The following is a 19,669-nucleotide window of genomic DNA, read 5'->3' as shown; positions in this document are numbered from 1 at the left end:
GAGTTACATGGTAGCTGAGCAAAACCGACGGACCCTGACGACGATTACCGTTCAACCGGCGTCGTCTCGCCGAAGGTCCAAACTGCGGGGCGCGTGCCTCGTTGCACCACACACCTCTATGGCAGGCTGCCCGACGTGTGACAGGTGACACAGAGCGCGTCCGGGTAGGCGATGAGGAGCGACTCCGTGGACGATGTGTGCGGGAAGTCCGTTGATGCTCCACCTGTCGGATTGCCGTGACACGCACTGCACCCTGTCGGATGATTGTGGTAGCCGGCGCCGTCGACTCGGGAGCTGTGACAGGTGCCGCACCACCGAGCCCCGTCGTCGTCATTCTGTTCGGTACCGTAGCTCTGAAGCGTCGAGTACGCATGATTGGGATATGCCGACAGCAGCTTGTACGCGTACAGGTACACCAATTGGTCCTCGGCATCTCGCACTTGGGCGAACTGACAATTCGTGACGCCGGTATCGCACACCTGCCACGCGCCGGTTCCGGTGTCATAGTGCAAGAGTTTCTGTTCCTGGTCGCCTGTCGTCGGGTTGGTCCACCATATCGACCTTCCCTCGTCGGCTGCCGTCCACTTGTTCACGACCTGTCCGAAGTCCCCGTGCGGAGTGTGACAGCTTCCACAGTAGAGCCCGCCACCGATGTCGGATGCCGTCCCGGAGCCCGACGGGTTCGTCGCGTCCGCCGGCGGCGGGCCACTCGCACCCCACGAGTACTGCCAGTCGGACCGGGTCATCACGATGCCGGTCTCACCGGGAGGTGCCAAGGCCCCGATGCCGTGTGTCGATGCCGGTGTGGATGTGTTGTAGGCGCTCCGACTCGAAACCGTGCCGAGGGTTCCCGGTCCGATCGGGTCTCGAGGCGTTGGAAAGAAGCTTCCCCCGCTGTGCATGTCATGGCACTCGGTGCAGTCGCTCGGGAGCCCGAGCGTTCCGCGGAGCCCATGCAGACCGTGACACGTCGCGCACATGAAGGTAACGCTGTTCTTCCACAGCAACGCATAATCCCCGCTCGCATCGTGCACGTCGTGACATTGGAGACACATGTTGCTGCTTGCCGAGTAGCCACCGTGTGGTGCCACGTGTGTACCGACAGGATCACTCGGCTGTGGTGGCGTCGGGCCATCGAGCGCCCACGCCGTCGTAGCGAAAAGCACCAGGGCGAGTAACACGAACCCACCCGTCGACACGATTGCGCGGACCGAAGGCACCGGCAGTCGCTGCTTCCAATGGCGAGCGTCGAAGCGATCAGCGGCCACGTTTCGGCTCCATTCCCTTCACGGGACAAAGCCTATCCGGACTGCGGCCGCGTCCGCCAGGGCCAAAAGCCCTTTGCTCGCGACACCCGGGACTAGTCCCGGTCGCAGCGAGGAGAGATCCCCCCAGGAAACCCGATGCCAGGCGTACACGTCGGCGATTGTAGACCCGGTGCACGCGCATGCCTTCGTCTCGCCGCAGGACACCCACCGGAGACCCTGCACGAACCGATGGAAAGGTGGTCTTCGGCACAACCGCGGATCCGACAAACCCTGATGGTCCTGACCGACTCGACCGCACCGAACCTCCCGGCGGCCAGGCGGTTCATCCCATGCGACAGGGCCAACCTGGTGTCCTGTCCCCGGTGTAATCACAAGGATGTGTCGTCGCGCCCGTGCACGACTTCACCATCCCCAGATGGGTTGCGTGCGGTGTCCGGGTGAAGCAAGCCCGAACGCAGGCTTCGGCGCCGATCGTGACAAGACCATCGTGGGAGACTGCGAAGGAAGAACGGTCTCGCCCTCCAGATGCAGAATGGCGTCGGCGCAACCGAACTCCTCATAGGAAACGGTCCGGCCCCGTGTCGCCGGCTCACCCGATCGCGATACCCAGGGTGCTGCGCCGCGCGCACAATACGGAGTAGCCTGCCATCAGCCCTTCCGATCAACGGCCACCGGGACGAGGTGCAGAGGGCTCCTCGCCCTCACATGTGTCCTTGGACCGGCCGAACGTCCCGACGTTCAGGGCCCTTCGGCCCTTGAATGCGCGACTCGAATGGGACCATGATACGGGTTGGTGCGGAGGGGTGGACGAGTGGATCGACGCGGATGGGCGAGTTGAACCGGCACGGAGGGACGATGGGATATCGAAGGATTCTCTGGCTGACATGCTTCGTCGCCATCCTGTTCGTGTTCGCTGTCGGCCGTCCGACGTCCGTGAGTGCCGAACAGAACCCGCCCGAAGTCGGCCTCACCAATGACACCTCGCAATGGGACAACGCCACGTGCCTCGGCTGCCACGGCAACTCTGGGCTCTCCACCGAACTGCCCTCTGGAGAACATCTCGACGCCACCATCGACAAGACTCGCTGGCAGGCTTCGATCCATGCGTATTGGAACATGAAATGCATTCTGTGCCACACGAGCATCACATCCATTCCCCACGATCCTCCAACCGCCCAAGACCTTCGTCAGTATGCGATCCGGGAATCTGAATCATGCACCGTCTGCCACCTCGAGCAGGCAACCAAGACCACGGACAGCGTCCACGCCAAGGCGCGAGAGGAAGGGATCGAACAGGCCGCAGTCTGCTCCGACTGCCACGACCCTCACTACGTGACCAACCCGCCCATAGCCCGAGTGGACATCCCCAAGACGTGCCGGAAGTGCCATGCGGAAATCTATGACCGTTATGAAGAAAGTGTCCACGGGAGTGCACTGACCGATGGCAATCCCGATGTCCCCACGTGCACCGATTGCCACGGTATCCACGAAATCGAAGGACCCATCAACTCTCCGTTCCGGCTGTTCTCCCCACTCATCTGCAAGAAGTGCCACGCGAACAAGGAGATGATGGACAAGTACGGGATCCGCACGGACGTGTTCAGCACCTATGTCGCAGACTTCCACGGCAAGACGGTGACCCTCTTCGAGGACCTGGCGCCGGGCCAGGAGACCAACAAGCCGGTTTGTGTCTCCTGCCACGGTGTGCATGACATCATGCCGCCAAGCGACCCCGAGAGCACCGTGTTCAAGGCGAACCTGCTCACCACCTGTCGGCGTTGCCATCCCGATGCCGACACCAACTTCCCGACGGCGTGGATGAGCCACTATACGGCGACTCCCCACGAGTGGCCGATCGTCTACTACGCGAGACTCTTCTACCGGATTCTGATCCCGACCGTGATCGGAGGGATGCTGCTGTACGTAATCATCGATGCGCTCGGCCGTTACAGGGAGAAGCGAAGAACCCGACGTGAGGTGCGAGATGCCTGAGGTCACATCCCAACCCCGCTATCTTCGATTCTCGGTCTCCGACCGTGTCGAACACTGGGTGCAGGTCTTCGTCTTCACCGGTCTCGCCATCACCGGCCTTGTGCAAAAGTGGGCGGAAGGATGGCTTTCGAAGGCGATCATTGGTGCGCTCGGGGGGATCAACACCACGCGACTGATCCATCATTCGCTCGCCGCGATGGTCCTCGTCGCCACCGTGTATCACATCGGCACGGCCGGGTATCGATTCTTCGTGCTTCGGATGGGGCGGGAGATGCTTCCAGGGCTCGACGATGCTCGTGCAGCAGTGCAGACCGTGGCCTTCCGCCTCGGTCTTCGCTCCGATCCTCCCCGCCAAGGCAAGTTCACATTCGACGAAAAGATGGAGTACTGGTCAATCATCTGGGGAACGATCCTCATGGTGGTCACCGGCCTGATGATGTGGAACCCCATCTCCACGACCAGACTCCTCCCCGGCGAGTTCATTCCGGCCGCAAAAGCGGTGCACGGGGGTGAAGCCATCCTCGCGGTTCTGGCAATCCTCGTGTGGCACACCTATCACGTCCACCTACGGCACCTGAACCGAAGCATGTTCGACGGATATCTGACCGAAGAAGAGATGCTCGAGGAGCATCCGGCCCAGCTGGCCGAGATCAAGGCCGGTGCTCCTCCGGTACCGCCCGTGCCTCCTGAGGTTCTGCGAAAGAGACGAAAGGCGTTCTTCACCGCCTATGGCGCATTCACCGTTGCGTTTGCCATCGTTGTCGTTGTGTTCCTCACCTACGAACAGGTGGCGATCAAGACGATTCCGCCTCCCGCCAGCCCTGTCCAGATCTATGTGCCGTACACTCCACCTGCGGAGTCCGGACAAACCGCCCCGAGTAGCACGGTGCCCTGACGTTCGTGCCGGGTTGCTTTTCGGACCGAAGGGCTCCATGATTCAGGATCGACGACCACATCCATCCCGGCACTCCGGCACTCAATGCAACTTCAGGGAGGAACTCGGTGTCTGAAGTGAACCCCCCAGACAAGCCCAACGCCAGCACACCCGACGAGTCCTCCGTCACTCCACCTGGGCAACCACCTGCCGGCTCGAGCCCTGTCTCTGCCAACCCTCCGAGCGAGACCGAGCCGACCATCGAGACACGAAGCCTGTACCGGCATCCACTGGCGGGAGTGGGTGGCGCCATCATGGTCGCAGGCGGCTTGATGTTCCTGGTGCTCGTAGCCATCGACATGACGTCAGCCAGCCAGAATTCGTACCGCTCTCTCGTGACCTATGTCGCGATGCCGTCCGTAGTTCTCCTCGGCGCCATCATCTTCCTGCTTGCGGTGCGGCGCCAGGTGATGAACGCGAGGCGTCGCGGCGAAAAGGTGCAGTTCACGCTCCGTGTCGAGCCTTCGAACCCGCGGTATATGCGCAGCCTCTGGGTCTTCCTCGGTGTCGGGGCCCTTGTGCTGCTGGTGGTCGGCTGGAGCGGCTTCAAAGGCTACGAGGCGACAGACTCGGTCGAGTTCTGCGGACAGACATGTCACAAGGTGATGAAACCCGAGGCCGTCACCTATGAACACTCGCCGCACGCTCGAGTCCCCTGTGTCGAATGCCACATCGGTTCGGGAACATCATTCTGGGTGCGGTCGAAGGTGGATGGCATTCGCCAGGTCGTTGCCACCCTGACGAATTCCTACCCCCGGCCGATCCCGACGCCGGTCAAGAACCTGCGCCCTGCCCAGCAAACCTGCGAGACATGCCACTGGCCCAATCAGTTCTACGGCCGGAAACTGGTCACACGCCGCTACTACCAGACCGACGAGCAGAATTCGCCGTGGACGATCAGTCTGCTGGTGAATATCGGTGGCAGCGACACACGCACCGGCTCCCAGGAAGGGATCCACTGGCACATGCTCATCGGCAAGAAGATCGAGTATCTGGCCACCGACGAGAAACGGCAGGTGATCCCGTGGATACGTGTGACCCGGGACGACGGCACCGTGACCGTCTACAAAGACCCCACCGTGTCGGACTACCCCGACCCCAACGACCCCAAGACCAAACTCAGGGTGTTCGATTGCATGGATTGCCACAACCGACCCAGCCACCTCTTCCTGCCGCCGGCGGTGGCGATCAACCAGGAGATCGCCCGTGGGGCCATCTCTCCTGATCTGCCCTACGTCCGGCGGGTCGGCCTGGACCTTCTCAACAGTCCGTACAGCACACAGCAAGAGGCTGCCGAGAAGATCCGTTCGACGTTGCTCTCCTACTACGAGCAAGCATATCCCGAGCGTGTCGATCAACTCCGGGAGAAGATCGAAACGGCCTCGGAGGCACTGATTCGTGTCTATGACAACAACTTCTTTCCCGTGATGAAGACCGACTACCGGTCGCATCTGAACAACCTCAGCCACTTCGTCAACGAGGGCTGCTTCCGATGCCACGGCTCCAACAAGGTCTCCGATACCGGCGAGAAGATCAACGGCGCGTGTGACACATGTCACACGATCGTGGCCCAGGGCCCGTCCACCGACCTGTCGAAGTTGGAGAACAACCTTCTCGGTCTCGAGTTTCGCCATCCGGTGAATATCGGCAACCAGTGGAAAGAGATCCGTTGCACCGACTGCCACACTCCGCAAGAGGGGTATTAGGACGCTGTTGAGTGATGCCGGTGCGTAGGCACGTGTCTTGTACTTTGTCCTTCGTATCGCGACACGGCACCGTGCAAGACCGCGGGGCGGGAGCAGCGGCTCGAACGTAGCAGCCTCGCGCGAATCGGCAAGCGTCACCCAGATATCCGTCGCCAGGCCCACCTCCAGTCCCAGGGTGGGCCGAATCGACCGATGGATTCGATGCAGCACTGTTTCGATAGACTCATCACCAGACCTCCAGAGGAGTATCCGTTGAGTTCCTATCTCCAGCCTCGCACCCCCGTCCCGTCTGACCTCGACATCGCTCAAGAAGCCCCTCTCGATCCGATCCTCGATATCGCCGCCGGTGTAGGACTCGGCCCGGACGATCTCGACCTGTACGGCACATACAAGGCGAAAGTGCATCTCGACGTTCGGGGCAAGTTCTCCGACCTGCCGCTGGGCAAGTACATCGACGTCACGGCCATCACCCCTACCCCGCTCGGTGAGGGGAAGACCACCACCGCCGTCGGGCTCAGCCAAGGCCTGGGCCGCCTCGGCCATTCGGTGTTCACGACGCTGCGCCAGCCGAGCATGGGCCCGACGTTTGGCATCAAGGGCGGCGCCGCCGGTGGCGGCTACAGCCAGGTGATCCCCATGGAGGACTTCAACCTGCATCTGACCGGAGACATCCATGCCGTCTCGATCGCCCATAACCTGCTTGCTGCAGCGATCGACAACCACCTCACGCATGGAAACCAGCTCGACCTCAACCCCTTCTCCGTCTCTTGGGGCCGTGTCGTGGACCTCAACGACCGGGCGCTGCGCAAGGTCGTCATCGGTCTCGGGGGCAAGGCCAACGGCTCGCCCCGCGAGTCGACGTTCGATATCGCGGTTGCTTCGGAGGTCATGGCGATCCTTGCACTCTCGACCGGCCTTGCCGACTTGCGCGAGCGACTCGGTCGCATTGTGATCGGCACCACATCCGGTGGACATCCGGTCACCGCAGAAGACCTCAAGGTTGCAGGAGCGATGGCGGTACTGCTGAAAGACGCCCTGATGCCAACGCTGATGCAGACCCTCGAGCACACACCGGTCTTGGTGCACACCGGTCCGTTCGCCAACATCGCGCACGGCAACTCCAGCATCGTGGCCGATCAGATGGCGTTGCGGCTCGCCGACTACGTCGTGACCGAATCCGGATTCGGCTCCGACATCGGGATGGAGAAGTTCATGGACATCAAGTCGCGCGCCAGTGGACTGACCCCCGATGTGGTCGTGGTCGTGGCAACGATCCGAGCACTGAAGATGCACGGCGGACTGGGCAGGGTCGTTGCCGGGAGACCTCTACCCCCCGAACTGACCACCGAGAACCTTCCGGCACTGGAAGCCGGCGCCGCCAACCTGGTCGCGCATATCAAGATCGCCCGCGGCTTCGGCGTGCCGGTGGTCGTGGCCATCAATCACTTCGACACCGACACCGAGCGGGAGGTCGAGATCCTGAGAAAGATCGCCGTGGAGGCAGGCGCAGAGAATGCAGTCATGACCGACCACTGGGCTCGCGGCGGTGCAGGCGCCGAAGATCTTGCCGCGGCGGTAGTCGAGGCAGCCAAGCAGCCCAAGGACTTCAGATTCCTCTACCCGCTCGACATGCCGATCCGTGACAAGATCGAGTTGATCGCCACACGCGTGTATGGCGCCGATGGTGTCGACTTCATGGACGCGGCAGAGAAGAAGGTCAAGCTCTACACCAAGCTCGGCTACGACAACCTGCCGATCTGCATGGCCAAGACGCATCTGAGTCTGAGCCACGACCCCAACGCCAAAGGCGTACCAAAGCACTTCCGGCTTCCCGTGCGCGATATCAGAGCCAGCGTGGGGGCCGGCTTCTTGTATCCATTGTGCGGCACGATGCGGACCATGCCGGGGCTGCCCACCAGACCGGCGTTCGAGAACGTCGACATCGACACCGAGACCGGCAAAGTGCAAGGCCTTTTCTGAGGAGGAGAAACCATGATCGATCCTGCCGAACTCAAGACCCTCCCCTTCTTCCGCTCGCTCGACGACGAAGCGATAGCCGTGCTTGCACCGCACACCAACCTGCTCACGGCCAAGACCGGTGAGCGGGTATTCGAGGAAGGCGCACCTTCCGACACCCTGCTCGTGCTCGTCACCGGCATGGTTGCGAATCGACAGCACCCCATCCACGGGGGCGAGGACATCCTCATGAATGTTGTCAGCCGGCCGGGCCAGGTGATCGGCGCTTCGGCGTTGGCAACCGCGGACGACGCCGTGCATCCGTTCAGTGCGGTCTGTATGGAGGACTCTGAATTCGTCGTCATGCCCGTCGCGGAACTCTGGGAGGCCTTCGAAGAGAACCCGGCCGTTGGGCTCCACCTCCTGGCGCGATTCACCCACATGCTCGCCGAACGCCTCGCCGACGCACGCGAACAGATTCGCAGCCGTATCCGCCCGGGCCTGATCTCCCAGGGTTGACCGCCCTCGAATCGACGCCGCCTCGAGGGGCCCGATCGGGCCCCTCGATCATGCCTGCAACAGCTACTTCCCGAGGGTCGACAGCACCTCTTCCGCCTTTGTTTCCGCATCCTTCAGCAAAGCCATCAGATACTTGTGGTTGTGGAAGCCGCCACTCTCGTCGCCTTCCGCGAGTGCCAGGTTCTTCTCTGATTCGTCCAGCTTGGCCTGAAGGTCGGCATTGTCCACATCGGCCATGGCGTCACTCGCGGCAGCCACTTTCGCCGCCACGACCGTGTCGAGCGACTTGAAGGACTTCTGCCACGCAGCGATCTTTGCCTCGATGTCACTGCTCGAGAAGTCTGCATGACACTGGTTACACGAGGCTGTGATCTCACCATTTGCCTCGGGAGTGACGATGGCCCATGTGTGCCCATGCTGCATCGACGAGTTGCTCCCATCCACATCACTCGCGTACATGTGGCAGCTGGTGCAGGTCGTTCCCGGCATCGTGCGGCCGTCCGGCACGCCGATGCCGCCGGTACCGGTCAAGACGTTGTAGCTGAGATGGTCCGTGTCGGGGAACCGCAGGTTCCCGTGGCATTGCCCACACAGTTGCGAGTCGTCCTTCATGACCAGGTACTCGCCGGTCGACGAGTCGAACAGCGAACGCTGAGTCGGGTTATGGGGATCATGACAGGTCGAACAGCTGACATTCGGCCATTCGGACGCGTGGTCGGGTGCTGTCGCATCGTCAAACTTCCCACCATCCGTTGTGAAGAAGTACGCGAGTGCGTCAGCCTCGCTCATCCCGCCGTTGGCGAGTATCGCCGTAGGTCCGTGACAGGCGATGCAGTTCTCCGGATCATCACCGGCGATCACATCCGCCGGAGTCTCCCCTGCACGCTCCTCGGCCAGCTCGCCGGCCACGTCTGCTTGTGTCGCCGCGTGCGAACTCGAGGACCAGGCGTCGAACGTCAGATGATCTGTGTCGAAGCGGAGACTCCCGTGACACTGACCACAGAGCCGCGAGCTGCTCGACATCGCGACGTACTTCCCCGTCGATGAATCCAACAGCGCCGGTTGCTGCGGGTTGTGCGGGTTGTGACAGGATACGCATCCGACGCTAGGCCACTCTTCGGAATGCGCGCTCGTCGTGGCTGCGCCGAACTTGCCGTTGTCCGTCGTGAAGAAATAGGCCAACGCATCCTGTTCGGTCATGCCACCGTTGGTCAGAACCGCCGACGGTCCGTGACAGGCGATGCAGTTCTCCGGATCATCACCGGCGATCACATCCGCCGGAGTCTCCCCTGCACGTTCCTCACTCAACTCACCGGCGACGTCGCTCTGCGTATCCGCATGCACGCCGGCCTTCCAGTCGTCGTACGTCACGTGGTCGGTTTCGGGAAACCTGAGCGTTCCATGACACTGTCCGCATAGCTCGCTCATCCCGGCAACGGCCGTGTACGAGGCGGTCGTCGCGTCGAATGCGGCGATCGTGGGCATGGACCCTGCGGGGTGATCGTCAGCCACTTCGTGGCAGGCCGTGCATGCGACGGCGGGCCAGTCCGATGCATCCTTGATGGTCGTGTCGGCAGTGAACACACCATCGGTCGTCGTGAAGAACATGTCAAGGGCTGTAACGCCACTCATGGTCGCCCCGGCGGTCGGGGCGTGGCATGCGATGCAGTTCTCCGGATCGTCACCGTGGATGACATCGTCGGGGGTCTGACCTGCACGCTCCTCACCAAGTTCGGTCGCGACGTCTCCCTGAGTATCCGCATGCGACCCCGTGGTCCACGTCTTGTGGACGTCCGTATGACAGGTCTCGCAGTCGGTCCGTAGGGTGACCCCTGCAGGCGCAGCGGTGGTGGTGGTACTGGTGGTAGTGGATGGCGTCGGTGCCGCTGTCGATGTGGTCACCGGAGCCTCCACAGTCGTGGAGGTCGACCCGGTTGTACACGCCGCCAGTGTCAGAGCCGTCATGAGCACTGCCGCGAAAATGATTTCGCGTTTCATGGGCGCAGACTCCTTGACAACAGAGCGGTCTCTCAGAACCCCTCTTCTCTTCTCTCCTGATTATCAAAATGGACATGCTTGCCCATCACATTTCACCGTACGCTCAACGGCAATCCGTTTCTAGAGGCCAAATGACGGACAAAGGACCCTATTTCGCCTGTCCCCCAGATCAGTGACCATAAGTTGCCACTATGACTCATTTGTCCTCCAGCCACTGGAGAATCGTATCGGCGACGTCCTGCCAGCCGGATTCGAGCATCATGTCGTGCCCCATGCCAGGCACCATGACCGGATCCGTTCCATAGGCGGCAGCGGTCGCCGCGATCTCCGCCGGAGTGAAGATTGCGTCCTTTTCGGCTCCCATGATGAGCATCGGTGTCTTCACCTTCTCGGGTTTGGGCAGCCGGAACATCATGTCCAGATAGCCCAGATAGGACTCGGCCTGAAGCTGTCGATGATATGTGGCCACCTGTTCATCGGACATGCTCTCGGTGAAGAAGGCATCCCGGGCAAGTTCGGGGGTGGCAACGATCGGATAGAGATTCCAGGTGAGGTTCGCCTTCATGAACGCTACCGGATGGCGTTTGGCGATACGCAGCGTCGTGCCGAAGACACCGCGGACCGGGTCGGAAGCCAGGAGCACTCCCCCGGCAGCCGAATGGTCCTCGAGATACATCTGCACGACGAGGCCACCCATCGAGTGACCGATGAGCACCGGAGGAGCGCTCAAGCCGTCGACCACGGACGCGACATCGGCCACGTAGTCACGCACCCGAGCAAAGCGCAGACTCCCGTCGATTTCACTCTTCCCATGACCCCGAAGGCTCGGCGCGTGGACTTCGTACCCGTGTTCTGCGAAATAGGGAAGAAAGTGCTCGTTCCAGCACCATGCGCCATGCCATGCTCCGTGAACGAACAGCAGCGGTATCGGCTTACGGTCTGTCTTGGGTTGATGCGTGATGACCTCGAGTCTCATGTCATCCTCCTCGGCCGCAGGCTACCAGCGTCCCCGACGCCTCGTTGAACGGTTGCACCACGTGTCGAGATCGCCAGCACCCCTGCGATCACCATCACCACCCCGGTGGCCTGGATCCACGACATGGTCTCTGCAAAGAACAGTCGGGCCCACAGCAACGCCGCCACCGGCTGGATGAGCAGCAGGATCGAAGTCTCCAACGCCGGCAGTCTTGGGAGTGCCACGGCGATCAAGAGCCAGCCAACGACCTGGGAGACGACTGCCAGAAGCACCAGCCATCCGTGTGCAGGCCACGTCGGCACAAATGAGATGGTTCCGAATACCACTCCCAACGCCAACGAGCCAAGGGCCGCCCCGATCGTCGCGTCGAGAAGCGCACCTGCCGGCGGGGCATCGTGGCGACGTGTCGCCAAGCGAAAGACGATCAGGAACCCCGCATACGTGATCCCCGTGGCAGCGCCAAGGATCACGCCGAGCGTCGGATTCGATCCGAAGGCGTCATCACGGCCGAGTCCCGACACGAGGATCAGCCCCGCGATGACGCCAGGACCGATCCATAACGTGGCCATCGAAGGACGCTCCCGCCACACCAACCAGGCTGCCAGAGCGACAAAGACGACCTGCGCATTCGCCAGTACCGTCGCAAGACCCGCGCCGATCAACTCGATCGAGTGGTGCCAGATGGTCAGATCGAGGGCAAGGAGAAGACCGGCCATTGCAGCGATCCATCGAGACTTCCGGTCTCGGTGGTCACGACCGCGTCCCCACCACCACACTGCGGTAAGGAACGGAATGGCGTAGACGGCCCGGAAAAATGCAGCCGTGGAAGGCGAGACCTGTGCCGCTCGCACGAGAATTGCCGAAAACGAGATGCAGACGACACCGATCGTGGCGCCGATGCGAGTCGTGGAGGTCCCTGTCTGCATCGGGTGAGCTTAGGAGGCTCGCCTCGCTCACCGTGCCCGGTACCCGGTAGCTCGTGTTTCGTATATCTCGTACCGCGCCTACCCGGCCTCGAGACCGAGGGGCGAGGGTCGTAACTCCTGCCGGCGGCCGGCAGCCGTCGCGACAGGTAGGTAACTTGCGGTCAAAGAAAGAGGTGACCAATGCAGCGTATCGAGGCCGATGTCCTGATTCCCGGGCGGGGAACGCCCATCGACGACGGTTGTGTGATCATCGGAGGCGGCACGATCACCTATGCAGGGCCCGTCGAAGCGGCACCGACACCATCGTCGGCCACGGTCACGAAGGTGCCCGTAGTGATGCCCGGCATGTGGGACTGTCACACACACTTCACGGGTCTCACCACGCCCAACATCGACGAGGCTCTACGAATCCCCCACGCCCTCGCCGGTGTGCGCTCCGCCAGAGACGCCGAGGCTGCTCTCAACGCGGGATTCACGTCCCTGCGCGAGGCGGGTGGCCTCGGGGTGTACCTGGCCCGAGCGATCGCCGAAGGTACCTTTGTCGGGCCGAACATCTACGCTGCCGGATCGATTCTCAGCACCACGGGAGGCCACGGCGACCTGCACTCCTACCCGCTGGACTGGATGCTCGACTATGAAGCCTCCGGCGGCTGGCTCAGCATCTGCGATGGCGTCGCAGAGTGCCTGAAGGCGACCCGCAAGCAACTTCGCCGCAACGCGCGGGTGATCAAGGTCTGCGCGTCCGGTGGCGTCATGAGTGAGATCGACCATCCCATCCACCAGCAGTTCAGCGCACAAGAGCTGCGCGCCATCGTCGAGGAGGCGGCACGAGCCGAACGGGTCGTTATGGCTCACTGCCACGGAACACCTGGGATCAAGGCCGCCCTCGATGCCGGCGTCTCGACGATCGAACACGGCACCTATCTCGACGAGGAGACCGCTGCACAGATGAAGGAGCAGGGTGCGATCCTGGTACCAACCCGCTTCATCGTGGAGCGTCTCCTCGCCGGAGGCAGCAACTCCGGCATGCCCGAATACGCTTATCGAAAACTCGTCGAGATCGCAGACCGCCATATGCAGGCCATCTCGCTGGCGCACGAGACAGGAGTCAGAATCGCGCTCGGTACCGACATCGTGACGAGCGGCATGGACTCTGCCGTGCCCTGGGGCGCAAACGGCGAGGAAGTCATTCACCTCGAGCGAGCAGGCCTCTCACCCGCTGAAATCATCGAGGTCGCCACCGCCAACGGTCCCGCGACGCTCGGACCACAGGCACCGAACTCGGGTCTGCTCACGGCAGGCTTCGACGCCGACATCATCGCTGTTTCCTCCAATCCGCTCGACGACATCGCCGTCCTTGCGGACCCGACGAACATCATCAAGGTGTGGAAGGGCGGATCACTCGTCAAGAGCACCTGAGGGTCACCAAATGCCCACTTGACGGGCCTGCCGGACTGCTTCGTCGATCCCATCCGTCCACGGATCGCCGTGTCCTACAAGCACCGTGTCGAAATCCAGCCCCACGAGACGATCCAGGGATCGCAGTGCCTGTTCGCTGTCGACATTCACGAAGCTCGGGCCGATTCTCGGGCCGACCTCTCCGGTCGTGATGTCGACGGTCGCCAGGACATCGCCGGCAAGCAGCACGTTTCCGAACCGCAACACACAACTCCCCTTCGTGTGCCCCGGTGCATGGATCACCTGAAGCCTGCCGGGAAGATCGAGGACCTCGCCATCATCGAACGCAGCCACTTCCAGCACCGTCGGAAAGGAGAATCCCTTGTACGCGAGCCCATGTGCAAGGTAACGCAAAAGCATCGGCCGCCAGATCGGACCCAAGGGGATACGAGCCTTTTCCCGACCCGTGGCAAGGGCGACATCATCCTCATGTACAAGCACCCGAGTGTGTTGATTGGAGCGCAGATGTTCCGAGAATCCGATGTGATCCACATGAGCGTGTGTCAGGACCACGGCCTCGATGTCGCCCGGCTTCTTTCCCGACGAGTCGAGGAACTCCATGAGGAAACGCCGGTACCCGGGCAACCCGGCATCGACCACCGTGAGCCTCCCCCCATCCTCGATGACGTAGAAGTTGACGAAACTGGTCCCGAGACGGTGAACTCCCGGCGCAACTTCCATGCCATCCTCCGATTCCGCGACGAACCTGAGCCCTATCTGCGCTCAGAGAGCGGCTTCCTCAACCCTCATCGTCCGCGGCCGTCATCCACGCTCTCCCGTAGGTCCACGGTCGGCCCGGGTCCGCCAGCAGAAGCTGGTAGACGCTGATCCTCGCCTTCTCGAACGAAAGGGCGGATCCTGCCATGAATGCCCTCCAGATCCGGTAGACGCGCTCCTCGGCGGCGGCGACGGCATGGACCCGGTTTCGCTCCAGATTCGTCACCCATTGACGCAGCGTGAGTGCGTAGCTGGTGCGCAACGACTCGAGGTCTCGCAACTCAAAGCCGACTCGTTCGGCAACACCAATGACCTCTTCGATCGGTAGCAGCTCCCCATCTGGGAAGACGTACGTGGAGACAAACGTCGGTTTCATCCGGCCGCGGTCACGGTCACGGGTTCCGATGCCGTGGTTGAGGAGAACGCCACCCGGGGTGAGCAGGCTTCGCAACCGCTCGAAATAGGCCCGCATCTTGACGCGGCCGACGTGTTCGAACATGCCGACGGAGGCGATGGCGTCATACGCTCCTTCGATCTCCCGGTAGTCGCGCTCGAGGATCGTGATTCGCTCGCTCAGGCCCTGACGATCGGCGATGTCGCGAGCCCATGCCGCCTGCCGGGACGAAAGGGTGATCCCGACCGCTTCAACGCCGTAGTTGCGGACTGCGTGTGTCACGAGTGCTCCCCACCCGCAGCCGACATCGAGGAGACGCTGACCTGGCTGAAGCTGGAGTTTGCGACAGATGACGTCCAGCTTCCGTCGCTGTGCCACCTCGAGCGGTTCGGAAGCGTCGAGAAACGCAGCGCTCGAGTAGACCATCAGGGGATCGAGAAACTGCTGGTAGAAGTCGTTGCCGACGTCGTAGTGGTATCGGATGTCCTCGCGATCTCGCCGGATCGAATGCAGACGACCTTGTTTCCTCGGCCGATAGACCTTCGTACGCCGGTTCTGTCTTGGCAATTTGCGTGCAAGACGAAGGATCGACAGCGCCATCCCTTTGTCGCCGGTGCCCTCCACGAGCTCAAAGCCGAAGTTCAACACCGCGAAGATGTCGCCTTCGATATCGACATCGTCGTACACGTACGCCTCTCCGGCGGTCAGGTCGCTCAGGGGTATCAGCAGTGCCCGAAGCGCCCCGGGATGTCGGAGTACCACCGTGGCGGGAGCGTCGGATGGCCCGATACGCTCACCATCCCACAGCTGAAACGCCGGCGGGTGCTCCGACCGGTCCGACAAGATGCCGATGATCGCCTTCGTGGCCTCTTTCGAGTCCACCGCGACTCCTTCTCGCGACAACCCGGAAATACTACCGCGAAGCCCGTGCGCGTAACATGATGCACATCGCAAAGGAGAGAGGCATGAGCGTTCGGATCGGTGTCGTCGGCGGTCTCAACATGGACATCCACCTATTCGACGTCCGAGAGAGCGGCAGCCAAGCCGCGGTCCAGGCAGGCCGCTACCTGGCCCAGCCAGGTGGAAAGGGTGCCAACCAGGCTCGCGCCGCCGCGGTGCTCGGCGCGGAGGTGCTCCTCGTCGGTCGAGTCGGAGATGACGAATTCGGAAGCGACTGCCGAGAGTCCGTCGTCGCAGACGGTGTCGACGCCGAGCACGTTCTCACCACGAAGGGTGCCCGCACCGGCTTCGTTGCGATCCGCCTCACCGACGGCCATCATCAATCACTGATCTACGTACCTGGTGCCAACGAGTACCTCACATGGTCCGATGTGCAAGCTGCGCTCCCCGCGCTCGCATCGTGCGACGTGATCCTGGTGCAGGCAGAGGTCCCGACCGACGTGCTCGCTCGTCTCACGACATGGGCTGCCGGGCAAAACGTCCAGCTGTTCCTCGATCCTGCACCACCGGAGAATGTCACGAGGGCCGCCCTGCTCACAGCGGAGGCCATTACGCCAGACCTCCAGGAAGGAACGTCACTCGCCGGCCGCACGTCCACGTCGCTCCTCAGCCCGGTGCTCGCCGTGCGCGATCTCCTCGATGCTGGAGCGAAGAACGTATTCCTCAAACTCGGCCACGCCGGCGTGCTCTTCGGCCACAAGGACGAACTGATGCGCATCCCGACGCTTTCGGTGAAACCCACCGATGAGACAGGCGCCGGTGACGTATTCATCGCGGCGCTTGCGATGTACCGTGCAACAGGGGGTGGCTGGCGAGAAGCCGCCCGGTTCGCCAACGTTGCGAGTGCTCTCTCGGTATCGCGACCAGGCCTCGCCCTTCCACAAATGGACGAGGTCGTCGAAGCGGCTGCCGACCTGGCCCCGGAGGACGAGCCGATCGAAGTCCGGAAACGACCCTCGACACCCTGATCGTCCTACCGCCGATCGATGTACCGTGTGACTCTCATCCTTGGGACGTCATGGTCTCGGACGCGGGTGGCCCAAGGATCTCCCGAAGCTCCCCATCTTCAACGGTCTCATGGTCGATGAGGGCACCGACGAGACGATCGAGAACCTCCCGATGCCGTTCGAGCACCGAACGGGCGGCCTTGTGCTGCTTTTCGATGATCCCCCGAATATCCCTGTCGATCTGCGCCTGCGTCTCCTCGCTCACGTTGCGGCCCTGGGCCAACTCGTAGCCGAGGAACGGCTGATCCTCGTCACCATCGAGCGAGAGTGGACCGAAGCTTCCCATACCCCACTTCGTCACCATCCTGCGTGCCAGCTTCGTGGCCTCGACGATGTCGGACTCGGCCCCGGTCGTGAAATCCTCGAATATCAGCTCTTCGGACGTGCGACCTCCGAGCATGACGGCCACTTTCGTCAAAAGGTACCCCTTGGTGTAGTTGACACGCTCCTCGGCGGGAAGCTGTTCCGTCACGCCGAGCGCCAATCCGTGCGGAACGATCGTCACTTTGTCCACCGGATCTGCCAGCTTCGAGTACCAGGCGACGAGCGTGTGACCGGACTCGTGATAGGCCACCAGTTTCCTGTCGTGCTCGCTCATCGGCATATGCCGTTCCGCGCCGAGCGTGACCTTGTCGACCGCCGCATCGAAATCCTTCTCCCCCACCGTCTTCGCCCCGGCCTCGGCCGCAATCAATGCCGCCTCATTCGCGATATTGGCGAGGTCCGCACCGCTCAAGCCGATGGTCCGCCGGGCCAGCTTGGCCAGATCTACGTCCGGAGACAGTTGAAGCTTCTTGGTGTGAATCTCCAAGATACCTTGGCGGCCTTCCAGATTCGGTAAGGGAACGACGATCTGCCGATCGAACCTGCCCGGCCGCAAGAGTGCGGGATCCAGCACATCGGGCCGGTTGGTGGCAGCAAGCACGATTACGCTCTGCCGTTCGTCGAATCCGTCCATCTCTGTGAGAAGTTGGTTGAGGGTCTGTTCGCGTTCATCGTTCACGGTCCCCAACCCCGCACCTCGGCGGCGTGCCACGGCATCCAATTCGTCGATGAAGATGATCGCCGGTGCAATATCCTTTGCCTTTTGGAAGAGGTCACGCACCCGACTGGCACCCACGCCTACGAACATCTCGACGAATTCGGACGCGCTGATATTCAGGAATGGCACCGAGGCTTCCCCGGCCACGGCCTTTGCCAGCAGTGTCTTGCCTGTTCCCGGGGGTCCGACGAGCAGGAAACCGCGCGGGAGGTGCGCTCCGATCCGATGGAACTTCTCCGGATCCTTGAGGAACCCGATCACCTGCTCCAGCTCGGCTTTCGCTTCCTCTGCCCCGGCAACATCGGCAAAAGACACGTCCGGTCGTTCCGTGGTGTATTCACGTGCCTTGCTCTTCCCGAAACCAAGCATTCCGGACTGTCTCTGCATGGTCTGCTTGCCCATCCACCACAGGACGCCGACCAAGAGGGCCAGCGGGAGAACGTTGATCAGGAGCGCCGTCCAGGTCGTGGTCGCCGGCTCAACATTGACGATGACCCCATGCTCGTCCAGGAGCGGTAACAGTCTGGGGTCGCCGACGCTCTGTGGAAACGTGGTCTTGAACTCGGTGAACTCGACCACTTTGGTCGTGGTTGTCGTCGACTTGCCACTGGCGGCCGTGGTTGTCGTGACACCCGATGCCGCCTCCACCGCGGCGAGACTGATCGGACGGACCAGCTTGCCGATGATCGCATCGCCTTTGATCTGAACCTGATCGACGTTGTCGGCACGTACCTGACGAAGGAACTCCGTGTAAGGGAGGGGCGCCTTCTTGGGGGCCGAACCCAGAATCGAGAACACGTTCCAAATGAGCAATCCAATGAGAATGAACCACCACAACGGAGAGAGTTTCGGCCGCTCCGGCAAACCGCCGGGACCGGGAGGCTTCCCTAGGTTCTGAGAGTCGTCCGAGCCGGACGGTCGTCGGGTCTTGTGTTGGTTTCGGTCGGTCACGCTCTTCCTCAAAGGTCGTATTCTCGCACGCTCATGCCTCGCCGCCACCAACATACACGCGTCAGCCGAGCGCGACCGCACCGCCGGCACGCGCAGAGAGGAGGTTGATCTCCACTTCGATGAGCTCAGGATGCGCCTCAGCCATCGCACCGAGTCGCACCATCACGTCGACCACGGCACTCCGACCGCCCCTACGGATCGAACTGTCGCCCCTCTCGGGCGAAGCCCCGCGATTCAACCGGGAGACGAGATGGTCCGGGCGATCCCCTCCTCCGACGAGCTTCCCCGGGATGAGATCCCGGGTCGCCACATGGTCGCCGCCTCCGTGGAGGGTAGTGTCGATGCCCCCCCGCCTCTCGCAACGAATCTCGCCGCCGACGTGGTCACGATCCAGATCACCTCGACCGACCAACCGGCGCCCATCTCCCTCTTGGGACGCGAAGTGCTCCCCCCTTCTCCAAAAGTCCGGTCGGCCCACCTCGTAGGGTCTTCCGCCCCCTTCCATCAACGAGAGCGTTGAGGCACGATGCTCGTGAAAGGGGTCCCCTGATGAGAAGAAGTTTTCACGTGAACCTCCACGTCGAGGAAGATGGGACCGAAACCACTGTGCACGCGCGCCTGGATCTCCAAGGAGATCGCTTCGAGTCCTACGGCAAGGCCCGACGCAACCCCGGCGACCCCCTGATACCTCTCGTGGGCGAAGAACTGGCCATCGCGCGAGCGCTCGGATCGCTCGCCGCTCAGGTCATGGAAGTGGCTCAGGACCGCATCACAGAGTATCTCGCGTAGCCCGCCCGGATCGCTCACGGCGCCTTCACGCCTCGCCTCCTTTGAACCCAGGGCTCAGGGGGGTCGTGGCGACCCC

General features: G+C 62.3%; 15 protein-coding genes. 8 read left to right on the top strand and 7 right to left on the bottom strand.

The genetic code is table 11. The features are described from left to right. Nucleotides 1-116 precede the first annotated feature (116 nt). Entirely contained in the window at nt 117-1,268 is a 1,152-nt protein-coding gene (locus GXP34_02985; GenBank protein ID NOY54929.1) for a cytochrome c3 family protein, read from the bottom strand. A gap of 855 nt (nt 1,269-2,123) precedes the next feature. Here GXP34_02985 and GXP34_02980 point away from each other — a divergent pair. The 5 genes from GXP34_02980 to GXP34_02960 all read left to right on the top strand — a co-directional run bounded on the left by GXP34_02980 (nt 2,124) and on the right by GXP34_02960 (nt 8,375). Then, on the top strand, nt 2,124-3,260 hold the full coding sequence (locus GXP34_02980; protein NOY54928.1) for a hypothetical protein: 1,137 nt from the start codon (nt 2,124-2,126) through the stop codon (nt 3,258-3,260). Next, nucleotides 3,253-4,155, top strand: coding sequence for a hypothetical protein (locus tag GXP34_02975; protein ID NOY54927.1), 903 nt, complete (start codon nt 3,253-3,255; stop codon nt 4,153-4,155). Before GXP34_02980 ends, GXP34_02975 begins: the two co-directional genes overlap by 8 nt. Nucleotides 4,156-4,262: 107 nt before the next feature. Next, nucleotides 4,263-5,900, top strand: coding sequence for a cytochrome C (locus tag GXP34_02970; protein NOY54926.1), 1,638 nt, complete (start codon nt 4,263-4,265; stop codon nt 5,898-5,900). 201 nt (nt 5,901-6,101) lie between these two features. Then, the gene (locus GXP34_02965; protein ID NOY54925.1) at nt 6,102-7,880 is read left to right on the top strand and encodes a formate--tetrahydrofolate ligase; all 1,779 of its coding nucleotides are present in this window, start codon (nt 6,102-6,104) and stop codon (nt 7,878-7,880) included. A 12-nt stretch (nt 7,881-7,892) separates the two neighbouring features. Beyond that, nucleotides 7,893-8,375, top strand: a complete 483-nt coding sequence (locus GXP34_02960) for a Crp/Fnr family transcriptional regulator (protein ID NOY54924.1) — start codon at nt 7,893-7,895, stop codon at nt 8,373-8,375. Between the two features lie 63 nt (nt 8,376-8,438). Here the strand turns inward: GXP34_02960 and GXP34_02955 are convergent, their stop codons facing one another. The 3 genes from GXP34_02955 to GXP34_02945 form a co-directional block, all read right to left on the bottom strand. After that, nucleotides 8,439-10,373, bottom strand: a complete 1,935-nt coding sequence (locus GXP34_02955) for an ammonia-forming cytochrome c nitrite reductase subunit c552 (GenBank protein NOY54923.1) — start codon at nt 10,371-10,373, stop codon at nt 8,439-8,441. A 196-nt stretch (nt 10,374-10,569) separates the two neighbouring features. After that, nucleotides 10,570-11,349, bottom strand: coding sequence for an alpha/beta hydrolase (locus GXP34_02950; GenBank protein NOY54922.1), 780 nt, complete (start codon nt 11,347-11,349; stop codon nt 10,570-10,572). Beyond that, nucleotides 11,346-12,275, bottom strand: coding sequence for a DMT family transporter (locus tag GXP34_02945; protein NOY54921.1), 930 nt, complete (start codon nt 12,273-12,275; stop codon nt 11,346-11,348). The genes GXP34_02950 and GXP34_02945 overlap by 4 nt, the downstream gene beginning before the upstream one ends. A 228-nt stretch (nt 12,276-12,503) precedes the next feature. Between GXP34_02945 and GXP34_02940 the strand changes: the two genes are divergently transcribed. Further along, nucleotides 12,504-13,694: an amidohydrolase family protein gene (locus GXP34_02940; GenBank protein ID NOY54920.1), complete on the top strand. Its 1,191-nt coding sequence runs from the start codon at nt 12,504-12,506 to the stop codon at nt 13,692-13,694. A 3-nt stretch (nt 13,695-13,697) separates the two neighbouring features. On the opposite strand, the gene GXP34_02935 is transcribed toward GXP34_02940, so the two are convergent. Continuing rightward, nucleotides 13,698-14,414 carry an MBL fold metallo-hydrolase gene (locus GXP34_02935; GenBank protein ID NOY54919.1) on the bottom strand — a complete coding sequence of 239 codons (717 nt, stop codon included), beginning with the start codon at nt 14,412-14,414 and terminating at the stop codon, nt 13,698-13,700. Between the two features lie 58 nt (nt 14,415-14,472). Further along, nucleotides 14,473-15,726 (bottom strand): class I SAM-dependent methyltransferase, encoded by a 1,254-nt coding sequence (locus GXP34_02930; GenBank protein ID NOY54918.1) that lies wholly within the window; start codon nt 15,724-15,726, stop codon nt 14,473-14,475. An 83-nt stretch (nt 15,727-15,809) separates the two neighbouring features. On the opposite strand from GXP34_02930, the gene GXP34_02925 reads away from it, so the two are divergent. Further along, nucleotides 15,810-16,772: a hypothetical protein gene (locus GXP34_02925; GenBank protein NOY54917.1), complete on the top strand. Its 963-nt coding sequence runs from the start codon at nt 15,810-15,812 to the stop codon at nt 16,770-16,772. A gap of 34 nt (nt 16,773-16,806) precedes the next feature. Here GXP34_02925 and hflB read toward each other — a convergent pair whose 3' ends face one another. Further along, nucleotides 16,807-18,690, bottom strand: a complete 1,884-nt coding sequence (gene hflB / locus GXP34_02920) for an ATP-dependent zinc metalloprotease FtsH (protein ID NOY54916.1) — start codon at nt 18,688-18,690, stop codon at nt 16,807-16,809. Between the two features lie 663 nt (nt 18,691-19,353). Between hflB and GXP34_02915 the strand changes: the two genes are divergently transcribed. Next, nucleotides 19,354-19,593: a DUF1876 domain-containing protein gene (locus GXP34_02915; GenBank protein ID NOY54915.1), complete on the top strand. Its 240-nt coding sequence runs from the start codon at nt 19,354-19,356 to the stop codon at nt 19,591-19,593. Nucleotides 19,594-19,669 lie beyond the last annotated feature (76 nt).

This window comes from Actinomycetota bacterium, assembly GCA_013152275.1.
Taxonomy (GTDB): Bacteria; Actinomycetota; Acidimicrobiia; order Spongiisociales; family UBA4744; genus BMS3Bbin01.
The sequence above is the reverse complement of the archived record's forward strand: the minus strand, read 5'-3'. Positions and strand labels throughout refer to the sequence as shown.